Origin of the sequence: Bradyrhizobium genosp. SA-3, assembly GCF_004212635.1 — a bacterium.
In the GTDB taxonomy this organism is placed as follows: Bacteria; Pseudomonadota; Alphaproteobacteria; order Rhizobiales; family Xanthobacteraceae; genus Bradyrhizobium.
In genome coordinates this window covers 1-741 of the sequence record NZ_PSRT01000337.1, presented here as the reverse complement: position 1 = coordinate 741, position 741 = coordinate 1, and the positions used below count along the sequence as shown (strand labels likewise).

1 protein-coding gene is annotated in these 741 nt (G+C 65.5%); it reads left to right on the top strand.

All coding sequences use genetic code 11. From position 1 onward, the window contains the following. A partial coding sequence (locus CWO91_RS43575; protein WP_433995614.1) for a calcium-binding protein occupies positions 1-741 on the top strand: 741 nt, incomplete at both ends.

The following is a 741-nucleotide window of genomic DNA, read 5'->3' as shown; positions in this document are numbered from 1 at the left end:
CCGCGGGCATTGTGAACGGCGATGCGACGGTCGGCACCGACACGTTGCGCAACGTCGAGGCCGCCCGCGGCACCAATTTTGACGACACCTTCGATGCGACCGGCTTCGGTCAGGCCGGCGCGACCAATGTCGGCTCCTCGGGGGCCTTCAATGACTTCGCCGGCGCCGGCGGCAACGACACCATCATCGGCAACGGCTTCACCCGCCTGAACTACCAGATCGCCGCCTCGAGCGTCAGCGTCGACCTCGAGACCAGCGCCATCGGGACGACGAATGCAGTCACGGTCGCCGGCAGTGCCACGGGTGCGACCGAGGGAACCGACACCTTCACCGGCGTCAATGCGGTGCAGGGCTCGACTTTCTCGGACACGCTGCTCGGGAGCAGCTTCAACAACAACTTCACCGGTCTTGGCGGTGACGATTACATCGACGGTCGCGGCGGGTTCGACGTTGCCATCTACAACAGCCTCAGCACGGTCACGGGCGGTGTGACCGTCGACATGGCGGCGGGCACGGCGACCGGCGACGCGTCGATCGGCAGCGATACGCTGCGCTCGATCGAGGGCATTCAGGGCACCGGCTACGCCGACAGCTACAACGCAACGGGCTACGGCCAGAACGGTGCTTCCAACGTCGGCAACAACGGCACCTACAACCAGTTCGAAGGCCTGGGCGGCGATGACGTCATCACCGGCAACGGCAACACACGCATCATCTATGCCAATGCGACCGGCGGGGTGA